The sequence below is a fragment of the Streptococcus oralis genome, from assembly GCF_001578945.1.
Taxonomy (GTDB): Bacteria; Bacillota; Bacilli; order Lactobacillales; family Streptococcaceae; genus Streptococcus; species Streptococcus oralis_Q.
Window position 1 is genome coordinate 11,775 of sequence record NZ_KQ969551.1, and the last position, 10,443, is coordinate 22,217.

The following is a 10,443-nucleotide window of genomic DNA, read 5'->3' on the forward strand; positions in this document are numbered from 1 at the left end:
TCTATAATAAAAAGAATAAGCAAACAGATCAGGAACGTCAGGTTGCCCAAGAGTTGAATCTGACAAGAATCACTGAATAAGGGAGAAATCATGTCAAAGACATATCATTTTATTGGAATCAAGGGATCAGGTATGAGTGCCTTAGCCTTGATGTTGCATCAAATGGGACACAAGGTTCAAGGTTCAGATGTTGAAAAATACTACTTTACTCAACGTGGACTAGAGCAGGCAGGAATTACGATTCTTCCTTTTGATGGAAAGAACCTGCAAGGGGATCTTGAAATTATTGCTGGAAATGCCTTTCGTCCAGACAACAATGTTGAAATCGCCTATGCCGACAAAAATGGTATCAGCTACAAACGTTACCATGAATTCCTAGGTAGCTTTATGCGTGACTTTGTCAGCATGGGGGTTGCAGGAGCGCATGGTAAGACATCAACGACTGGGATGCTGTCTCACGTTTTGTCTCACATCACAGACACTAGCTTCTTGATTGGGGATGGAACAGGTCGAGGTTCTGAAAATGCTAAGTATTTTGTTTTTGAATCTGACGAATATGAGCGTCATTTCATGCCTTACCACCCAGAATACTCTATCATCACCAACATTGACTTTGACCATCCAGATTACTTTACTAGTCTAGAGGATGTTTTCAATGCCTTTAATGACTATGCCAAACAAATTACCAAAGGTTTGTTTGTATACGGTGAGGATGCTGAGTTGCGTAAGATCACAGCCAATGCTCCAATCTATTACTATGGTTTTGAAGCTGAGGGCAATGACTTTGTAGCTAGTGATCTCCTACGTTCTACGACTGGTTCTACCTTCACAGTTCATTTCCGTGGACAAGAGTTAGGTCAATTTCACATTCCAACCTTTGGTCGTCACAATATCATGAATGCGACAGCTGTTATTGGTCTTCTTTACACAGCTGGATTTGATTTGAACTTGGTCCGTGAACACTTGAAAACTTTTGCAGGTGTTAAGCGTCGTTTTACTGAAAAAATTGTCAATGATACGGTCATTATCGATGATTTTGCCCACCATCCAACAGAAATCATCGCAACCTTGGATGCGGCTCGTCAAAAATACCCAAGCAAGGAAATCGTGGCAATCTTTCAACCACATACCTTTACTAGAACCATTGCCTTGCTGGACGAATTTGCTCATGCTTTGAATCAAGCAGATGCGGTCTACCTAGCGCAAATCTATGGATCAGCCCGTGAGGTAGATCACGGAGATGTCAAGGTAGAAGACTTAGCCAATAAAATCAATAAGAAACATCAGGTTATCACTGTTGAGAATGTATCTCCACTCCTAGACCATGACAATGCTGTTTATGTCTTTATGGGAGCAGGAGACATCCAAACCTATGAATATTCATTTGAACGTCTCTTGTCTAACTTGACAAGCAATGTCCAATAAGGAAAACAGATGGAAATTCCGATCACTATAAGGCAAGCTACCCTATCAGATTTAGAAGAAATGTTGGTGATTGAAGAATCCGACTCTTCATCAAAAGAGGCACTTAGCCGTCAATCCTTAGAAGAGAGTATCCGTAAAACTGCGGATACCTTTCTTGTAGCTAGGGATGAAAACCAGCTCGTGGGCTATATTCTTGGGGCTGAATTATCAGGAACTCACACTCAAACAAGCGTGAGCCTTGAAATCAAGCATCTAGCCATTCATCCTGACCATCGTGGACAGGGGCTGGGAACTCTTCTTCTGGCCAGCTTGAAACAAGTGGCAGTGGAAGGAGGGTATGAGTATCTTCGCTTGACTTGTCCTGATGACTTGCTCTCTTATTTTGAGATGAATGGCTTTGTTGAGGAAGAAGTGCCAGAAGCTTCATGCGCAAGATTTTCGGGATGGAATCTGATTTGGGACAATCCTTTTTATCGGGAGGAAGTATGAAAATTAGACAAGCAAGATTTTCGGATTTAGATCGAATTTTAGAGATAGAGATAGAAAATTTTTCTCTTGAGGAAGCCATTCCTCGTTCGGTCTTTGAGGCGCACTTACGTGAAATTCAGACTAGTTTTCTCGTAGCTGAAAAGGAGGGACGTATCCTTGGTTACATTGAAGGTCCAGTCGTCCCACATCGCCATCTACAAGATCAGTCCTTTACTGAAAAAGTAGAAGACCATAGTCATCGGTCTGGTGGCTATATCTCAGTAACAAGCCTGTCGGTAGCCAAGGAAGCGCAAGCTTTGGGAGTGGGTAAAAGATTGCTGACCGCCCTAAAAGAAGTCGCTTTAGAACATGAACGAGAAGGCATTAACCTGACTTGTCATGATTATCTTATCTCATATTACGAGAAACATGGTTTTGTCAATGAAGGACTATCCAAATCTACCTATGCTGGTGAGACTTGGTATGATATGGTTTGGAAGCCTTGAAAAATAGAAATATGATCGGAGAAAGCTATCTTTTGTTGCTTTTCTGCGATTTTTAAGATATAATGTTATGGATTGCCAACAAGGAGGTAAAGTTTTTGAGCGAGAAATCAAGAGAAGAAGAAACTTTAAGCTTTAAAGAACAGATTTTACGCGATTTAGAGAGAGTCAGAGAGAGAGAAAGAAGAGAGAAAGAAGATGAAAGTCCGATCACCTCAACTCCATCTTCTCAAGTAACTCCACCCACTCCTTCTGAACAAGAACCAAATCTTGCCACAGAAGGTTTAATGGTAGACTCTCTGTCAACTGTGGATGAAATCCTTAAAAATGCCCCAAGTGTTCCACCACGCCCAAGTTTTGAATCAAGCGCAGTGACAGCACCAGAACCAGAAGAGTCAAAACTAGAAGAGCCTGCACCAGCCAAGATTGATGCTGTAGAGCCTAAAAAGGAAGACAAAGAGTTTAACGCTACTCCAACTAAAGTGGCTGTTTCCTATAAAACGGATGATAATAAAGAAGAACCAGTCCCTCCTGTTGTGGAGAATGTAGTCCCTGCTCCAGTTGAGAAAGTTGATAACTTAGAAGATGCTCCACGTCGTAGTCGTCGTCAAGGTGCAATATCAACTAAGAAAAAGAAAAAATCAAAAGCTAAAGGTTGCCTAGTAACAGTTCTAGTTCTCCTAGTACTCGTTGCAGTTGGTGGTTACTTTGGTTATGGTTACGTTCAAGATTCCTTGAAACCTGTTGATGCGAGCTCAAAGGATTACGTAACGGTTCAAATCCCAGACGGTGCAAATGTTCAAGAAATTGGAAGCACCTTGGAAAAATCTGGTTTGGTTAAACATGGACTGATCTTTAGCCTTTATGCTAAATACTATAGCCATGCCAACTTGAAGTCAGGTTATTATAACTTGAAGAAGAGTATGAGTACGGATGAGTTGATTCAAGAATTGCAAAAAGGTGGGACTCCTGAAGCTCAGGCACCTGTTCTTGCAAACTTGACAATTCCAGAAGGCTATACATTGGAGCAAATTGCTCAAACAGTAGGGCAACTTCAAGGTGAATTTAAAGAACCTCTTACTGCGGATGCTTTCTTGGCAAAAGCTCAAGATGAGACTTTTATCTCACAATTAGTAGCTAAGTATCCAAACCTACTTGGAAGTCTTCCAACAAAAGACAGTGGCGTTCGTTATCGTCTTGAAGGCTACCTTTTCCCAGCGACCTATACGATCAAAGACAGTACAACTGTTGAAAGTTTGATTGATGAGATGTTGGCCGCTATGGACAAGGCCTTGTCATCACATTATACTACGATTAAAGAAAAGAATCTGACAGTCAATGAGTTGCTCGGCATTGCTTCTCTTGTTGAAAAAGAAGGAGCTAAGACTGAAGACCGCAAGACCATTGCAGGTGTCTTCTATAACCGTTTAAATCTTGGTATGCCTCTTCAAAGTAATATTGCTATCTTGTATGCAGAAGGAAAGCTTGGTCAAAAAATCAGTCTAGCAGATGATGCTGCAATTGATACAACTATTGCTTCGCCGTATAATGTCTATACACATCTTGGTCTCATGCCTGGACCAGTTGATAGTCCAAGCCTTGACGCAATTGAAGCAAGTATAAATCAGACAAAGAGTGACTACTTATACTTTGTAGCCAATGTCGAAGATGGTAAAGTGTACTTCGCGACTACCAAAGAAGAACACGATCAAAACGTTGCAGAACATATCAATAGCAAACTAACCCAATCAAGTAGTTCAAACTAAAATTATGTGGTTTTCCACATAATTTTGTTTTAAAAACAAATTAAGAAAAGAAAGTTGAGAAAAATGGCAGAAAAAACTTACCCAATGACCCTTGAAGAAAAGGAAAAATTAGAAAAAGAATTAGAGGAATTGAAACTCGTTCGACGTCCCGAAGTCGTAGAGCGTATCAAGATTGCTCGTTCCTATGGAGACCTTTCAGAAAATAGTGAGTACGAAGCAGCTAAAGATGAACAGGCTTTTGTTGAAGGACAAATTTCAAGTCTAGAAACAAAAATTCGCTACGCTGAAATCGTCAACAGCGACGCAGTAGCACTGGATGAAGTTGCGATTGGTAAGACTGTAACTATCCAAGAAATCGGTGAAGACGAAGAGGAAGTTTATATTATCGTCGGTTCTGCAGGTGCGGATGCTTTCGCTGGAAAGGTGTCAAACGAAAGTCCGATTGGACAAGCCTTAATCGGTAAAAAAACTGGAGATACAGCGACCATTGAGACACCTGTTGGTAGCTATGATGTAAAAATCTTAAAGGTTGAAAAAACAGCCTAATAAAATGAAAAGGAGTAGGGGAGGCATTGCCTTGCTCGACTCCTTTTTGCTTTTTTGAGAAAATAGGAGCCTATATGAGTGAAAATAAGAAAAAAATAAGATGGAGCGGGGTTTAACCAACCGCCATGTTCAAGTGATGGCGATTGCGGGAACAATCGGAACGGGTCTTTTTCTGGGTGCCGGTCGCTCTATCAGCCTGACAGGACCCTCTATTGTTCTGATTTATATGATTACAGGTGCCTTTATGTTTCTGATGATGAGAGCTGTTGGGGAAATGCTGTATCAAGATCCAGAACAACATACCTTTATTAACTTTATCACCCGTTATTTAGGAAAAGGCTGGGGGTATTTCTCGGTTTGGTCTTATTGGTTATCTGTTGTTTTTATCGGTATGGCGGAAATTACTGCGGTTTCACATTATGTTCAGTTTTGGTTTCCTAGCTGGCCTAGTTGGCTGATTCAGATTGTCTTTTTAATGATTTTGGCCTTGGTTAATCTGATTGCGGTTAAGCTCTTTGGAGAAGTCGAGTTTTGGTTTGCTATGGTTAAAATTGTGGCTATTTTAGCTATGATTGCAACAGGGGTCTTTATGGTCTTGACAGGATTTGAGACACCGCATGGTGCTGCAAGTTTGGCAAATATCAGCAATCAATTCTCTCTTTTCCCAAATGGAGTCATGAACTTTGTCATGGCCTTTCAAATGGTATTTTTTGCCTATCTGATGATTGAGTTTATCGGAGTGACAACTTCTGAAACCAAGAATCCTCGTCAGGTTTTGCCAAAAGCAGTTAAAGAAATTCCTCTCCGAATTGTCTTCTTCTATGGTGGAGCCCTATTAGCCATTATGTCTATTATTCCTTGGAGAGAACTTGCTTCTTCAGATTCGCCATTTGTAACGGTCTTTGAGCTAGCAGGTATCAAGTGGGCGGCAGCTCTGATTAACTTCGTTGTTTTGACATCGGCAGCGTCTGCTCTTAACTCAACCCTCTATTCAACAGGGCGACACTTGTACCAGATTGCTCATGATTCGCCCAATCGCTTTTTAAAAGCTATTAAGGCAGATACTCTTTCTCGTCACAATGTTCCGCAAAATGCCATCATTGCCTCAGCAATCTTGATTGCTCTTGCTGCCTTTATCAACGTGTTGCCAGGTGTTTCCGATGCCTTTGCTTTGATTACAGCATCCTCATCAGGTGTTTACATCGCGATTTATATCTTGATCATGGTGGCTCATCTTAAATACCGCAAGTCACAAGACTTCATGGCGGATGGCTACCTCATGCCTCAGTATCGTTTCTTAAATCCTTTAACCATGCTCTTCTTTATTTTTGTCTTTGTAACCCTCTTTTTACAAGAGTCTACCTTCATGGGGGCAGTTGGTTCTGCTATCTGGATTATCGGTTTCGGAATTTATAGCCAGTGGAAATTTAGGAAATAAATCATGAACTCATCAACTTTGCTTGGTGAGTTCTTTTTAGTTTGACAGTCTATTGAAATAAGATTATAATCAAGCTGTAACAGTTCGAAGGAGGTTTGGATGCACTTTAGATTGGAAAATAAAGCGTCCCAGAAAGCGCAAGAAATAGGAAATCTGATTCGTGCTTATAATCGTTCCAAAAGAGAAGAGGCTGAAAGCGAGCCACTGAATCTTTATGTCGAAGATGAAAAGGGCAATCTCTTGGCGGGCTTGGTGGCAGAGACTTTTGGAAATTGGTTGGAAATCGAATATTTGTTTGTGAGAGAGGAATTGAGGGGACAGGGAATTGGTTCAAAACTATTGCAGCGAGCAGAAAATGAAGCCAAGAATCGAAACTGTCGTTTTGCTTTCGTGAATACTTACCAGTTTCAAGCACCAGATTTTTATAAAAGGCATGGCTACAAGGAAGTCTTTATCTTGCAAGACTATCCCTACACAGGGCAAAGATATTATTACCAAAAGGATTTGTAAGTTGAACATGAAGGCATAAGGCAAAGAGGATTCTTCACATAAGCAAGGAGGTGGGCTAATGGATATCATACTAGATATGGGCAACGTCTTATTAGAATGGAACAAGGATAAGATTTTGCAAGGGGTTTCGGATACGAAGGAAGAATATTTGGTTTTAGATAAAGCTATTTTTCAGTCTGGGCTTTGGGAAAGATTAGATCTTGGGACCATGACGAGAGCAGAGTTAGTGCTTAAAGTTGTGTCGATGATTGGAAGTACTTATCAAAAGAAGGTTGAAGAAGTTATCTGGAATTGGCCTAGCTACATTGATATTTATAGGGAAGTCTTTCCTGTCTTGTCAGAACTAAAGAAAAAAGGTCATCGCATCTTTGTCTTGTCCAATACCTCAAAGGTATTTTATGACTTGCTGGATGAGCAATTATCTCCCTTAAAGGAGCTTTTAGATGGTTTTGTCCTATCCTGTGATATAAAAGCTATAAAGCCTGATTTGGCAATGTTTAAGGAGATTCTCGACAAATATCAGCTAGATCCCGCAAATTGTGTCTTTCTAGACGACATTGAGGACAATACAATGGCGGCTCAGAAATTGGGCATCAAGGCCTATCAGGTCAAGAAAAGAAGTGATGTCGTTGATATTTTGAAATCCTATATTTAAACACAACACTCTCTACTTTCTGTGGTAGAGAGTTTTTTTTGTTAATAAAATCTTACAAAATGACATTTATATATTGCATTAAGTTAGATATATGGTATAATGTTTTTAAAAGAAGTGCAACTTTTAAAATTTTGAAGGAGGATGCTAGTGGCTAAAAATGTAAAATTAAAATTAGCTCGGGTGGAGCGTGATTTAACACAAGGGAATTTGGCAGAAGCTGTGGGTGTTACTAGACAGACTATAGGCTTAATTGAAGCTGGGAAATATAATCCGAGTCTCTCGCTCTGTCAGTCCATTTGCAGATGCTTAGGAAAAACATTAGATCAATTATTTTGGGAGGAAGAAGATGAAAAATAGATTTTTTTATTATCAATTACTAGACGAAAGAGAAGAACAACTGATTAACAAAGCTGGAACAGAGTCTTTTTATATGTTTATCGGGCTCATTCTGCTAAGCTATCTGGTGGCTGTATTAACACCTGCTCTTTTTAATCCTAATATTCTTCTGGTTACCCTTCTTTTAGGAATTTTCTTCTTTTTCAATCGTGCACGACAACTTGGAGTGACCTACTATAGTCGTTTTCATTTTACGATTGGAGGGTGTTTGCTGGTAACTCTCGCTATTACGACTCTCTTGATGTTGGAGAATTATCAATTCAATATCGAAATTTATCAGCACAATCCTTTGAACCTTAAATATTTGTCTGCTTGGGCCATTACTTATCTGATCTACTTTCCTTGGGTTTTTATCGGCAATCTTGGGCTTAAAAGTTATGGCGAATGGGTTCAAAAAAAGTTTGAGCAAGATATGGATGAACTTGAGAATGGAGAATAGCTTGTTAGCTTTTTATCAATCTCGGTAAAATGTGTTATAATAGTACTAATTTATCGGACGGTGTGAAAGTGGTAGAATACGTTCATACCTTTGTAAAAAAGGAAGAAGGAAAACAGATGTATCCAGATGATAGTTTGACATTGCACACGGACTTGTACCAAATCAATATGATGCAAGTTTACTTTGACCAAGGGATTCACAATAAAAAGGCGGTCTTTGAAGTTTATTTCCGCCAGCAACCTTTTCAGAACGGCTATGCAGTTTTCGCTGGCTTGGAAAGAATTGTACATTATCTTAAAGACTTGCGCTTTTCAGATAGCGATATTGCCTACTTGGAGTCGCTTGGCTATCATGGGGCGTTCTTAGACTACCTCCGCAATCTCAAGTTGGAGTTGACGGTTCGTTCTGCCCAAGAAGGGGACTTGGTTTTTGCCAATGAGCCGATTGTTCAAGTTGAAGGCTCTCTTGCCCAATGTCAATTGGTTGAAACGGCTCTCCTAAACATTGTTAACTTTCAAACCTTGATAGCGACCAAGGCAGCACGTATTCGTTCGGTCATTGAGAATGAACCCTTGATGGAGTTCGGGACACGTCGGGCGCAAGAAATGGATGCAGCTATCTGGGGAACACGCGCAGCCGTGATTGGTGGCGCTAATGGAACCAGCAACGTGCGTGCAGGGAAACTCTTTGGTATTCCAGTATTGGGAACTCATGCCCATGCCTTGGTACAGGTTTATGGCAATGACTATAAGGCCTTTAAGGCCTATGCGGCGACCCATCGTGACTGTGTCTTTCTAGTAGATACTTATGACACGTTGCGAATCGGTGTGCCAGCTGCTATTCAGGTGGCACGTGAGATGGGAGATCAGATCAACTTTTTAGGAGTGCGAATTGACTCTGGGGATCTTTCTTATATTTCCAAGAAAGTCCGTCAGCAACTGGACGAGGCTGGATTCACAGAGGCTAAGATTTATGCTTCTAATGATCTGGATGAAAATACCATCCTCAACCTCAAGATGCAAAAAGCCAAGATTGACGTCTGGGGTGTGGGAACCAAGTTGATCACGGCTTACGATCAGCCAGCTCTTGGGGCAGTTTATAAGATTGTTGCGATCGAAGATGAGAATGGTCAGATGCGCAATACCATCAAACTGTCTAATAATGCGGAAAAAGTGTCAACGCCAGGTAAGAAGCAGGTATGGCGCATTACCAGTCGTGAAAAAGGCAAGTCAGAAGGTGACTACATCACCTATGATGGTGTGGATGTGAGTGGCATGACAGAAATCAAGATGTTCCATCCAACTTATACCTACATCAAAAAGACCGTTCGAAATTTTGATGCCGTTCCTCTCTTGGTGGATATTTTCAAAGAAGGAACATTAGTTTACAACTTGCCTAGTTTGACTGACATTCAGGCCTATGCCCGTAAGGAATTTGACAAGCTATGGGATGAATACAAGCGCGTGCTCAATCCGCAGCATTATCCAGTGGACTTGGCGCGTGATATTTGGCAGGACAAAATGGACTTGATTGACAAGATGCGCAAGGAAGCCCTTGGTGAAGGAGAAGAAGAATGAGTTTGCAAGAGACCATTATCCAGCAACTGGGTGTCCAACCAGTGATTGACGCCCAGAAAGAAATTCGCCGTTCGATTGATTTCTTAAAGAGATACTTGAAAAAACACCCCTTTCTTAAAACCTTTGTACTAGGGATTTCTGGAGGACAAGATTCAACCTTAGCAGGGCGCTTAGCACAATTAGCTATGGAAGAAATGCGAACAGAGACAGGAGATAACAGCTACAAATTTATCGCTGTCCGTCTGCCATACGGAGTGCAAGCTGATGAAGCAGATGCTCAAAAAGCTCTCGCTTTCATCCAGCCGGATGTCAGCTTGGTAGTTAATATCAAGGAATCAGCTGATGCCATGGCAGCTGCAGTTGAAGCAACAGGAAGTCCTGTTTCAGACTTTAACAAGGGCAATATCAAGGCTCGTAGTCGTATGATTGCCCAATATGCCCTTGCGGGTGCCCATAGCGGAGCGGTTATTGGAACAGACCATGCTGCGGAAAATATCACAGGCTTTTTTACTAAGTTTGGTGACGGTGGTGCAGATATTCTCCCTCTTTACCGCCTCAATAAACGTCAAGGAAAACAACTATTGAAGGAACTTGGTGCAGACCCAGCCCTTTATGAAAAAATCCCAACAGCAGACCTAGAAGAAGACAAACCAGGGCTGGCTGATGAAGTAGCCTTGGGAGTCACTTACAATGAAATTGATGATTACCTAGAAGGCAAAA

12 protein-coding genes and 1 pseudogene are annotated in these 10,443 nt (G+C 41.1%); all 13 read left to right on the forward strand.

The annotated features are described in order from the left end of the window. Positions 1 to 80: pseudogene (locus SORDD16_RS11095) on the forward strand (cystathionine gamma-synthase); the annotation flags it as partial. 10 nt (positions 81 to 90) lie between these two features. Then, entirely contained in the window at positions 91 to 1,425 is a 1,335-nt protein-coding gene (gene murC / locus SORDD16_RS02685) for a UDP-N-acetylmuramate--L-alanine ligase (protein WP_061452286.1), read from the forward strand. A gap of 9 nt (positions 1,426 to 1,434) precedes the next feature. Next, positions 1,435 to 1,914 carry a GNAT family N-acetyltransferase gene (locus SORDD16_RS02690; protein ID WP_061452287.1) on the forward strand — a complete coding sequence of 160 codons (480 nt, stop codon included), beginning with the start codon at positions 1,435 to 1,437 and terminating at the stop codon, positions 1,912 to 1,914. Continuing rightward, positions 1,911 to 2,399: a GNAT family N-acetyltransferase gene (locus SORDD16_RS02695; RefSeq protein WP_061452288.1), complete on the forward strand. Its 489-nt coding sequence runs from the start codon at positions 1,911 to 1,913 to the stop codon at positions 2,397 to 2,399. Before SORDD16_RS02690 ends, SORDD16_RS02695 begins: the two co-directional genes overlap by 4 nt. Before the next feature lie 62 nt (positions 2,400 to 2,461). Next, positions 2,462 to 4,162 (forward strand): endolytic transglycosylase MltG, encoded by a 1,701-nt coding sequence (gene mltG / locus SORDD16_RS02700; protein ID WP_081215116.1) that lies wholly within the window; start codon positions 2,462 to 2,464, stop codon positions 4,160 to 4,162. A gap of 63 nt (positions 4,163 to 4,225) precedes the next feature. Beyond that, complete coding sequence (gene greA, locus SORDD16_RS02705) at positions 4,226 to 4,708, forward strand: transcription elongation factor GreA (RefSeq protein ID WP_061452290.1); 483 nt, start codon at positions 4,226 to 4,228, stop codon at positions 4,706 to 4,708. Positions 4,709 to 4,808: 100 nt separating this feature from the next. Further along, positions 4,809 to 6,146: an amino acid permease gene (locus SORDD16_RS02710; RefSeq protein ID WP_061452291.1), complete on the forward strand. Its 1,338-nt coding sequence runs from the start codon at positions 4,809 to 4,811 to the stop codon at positions 6,144 to 6,146. A 99-nt stretch (positions 6,147 to 6,245) separates the two neighbouring features. Beyond that, complete coding sequence (locus SORDD16_RS02715) at positions 6,246 to 6,656, forward strand: GNAT family N-acetyltransferase (RefSeq protein ID WP_081215117.1); 411 nt, start codon at positions 6,246 to 6,248, stop codon at positions 6,654 to 6,656. Positions 6,657 to 6,714: 58 nt separating this feature from the next. Further along, entirely contained in the window at positions 6,715 to 7,311 is a 597-nt protein-coding gene (locus tag SORDD16_RS02720) for an HAD family hydrolase (RefSeq protein WP_061452292.1), read from the forward strand. A gap of 147 nt (positions 7,312 to 7,458) precedes the next feature. Beyond that, the gene (locus tag SORDD16_RS02725; RefSeq protein WP_061452626.1) at positions 7,459 to 7,668 is read left to right on the forward strand and encodes a helix-turn-helix transcriptional regulator; all 210 of its coding nucleotides are present in this window, start codon (positions 7,459 to 7,461) and stop codon (positions 7,666 to 7,668) included. Then, positions 7,658 to 8,146, forward strand: coding sequence for a DUF6773 family protein (locus SORDD16_RS02730; RefSeq protein WP_061452293.1), 489 nt, complete (start codon positions 7,658 to 7,660; stop codon positions 8,144 to 8,146). Before SORDD16_RS02725 ends, SORDD16_RS02730 begins: the two co-directional genes overlap by 11 nt. A gap of 116 nt (positions 8,147 to 8,262) precedes the next feature. Continuing rightward, positions 8,263 to 9,723, forward strand: a complete 1,461-nt coding sequence (locus SORDD16_RS02735; RefSeq protein ID WP_061452294.1) for a nicotinate phosphoribosyltransferase — start codon at positions 8,263 to 8,265, stop codon at positions 9,721 to 9,723. Next, positions 9,720 to 10,443 (forward strand): ammonia-dependent NAD(+) synthetase (nadE, locus tag SORDD16_RS02740; protein WP_061452295.1); only part of this gene is annotated, 724 nt, incomplete at its 3' end. The genes SORDD16_RS02735 and nadE, both read left to right, overlap by 4 nt.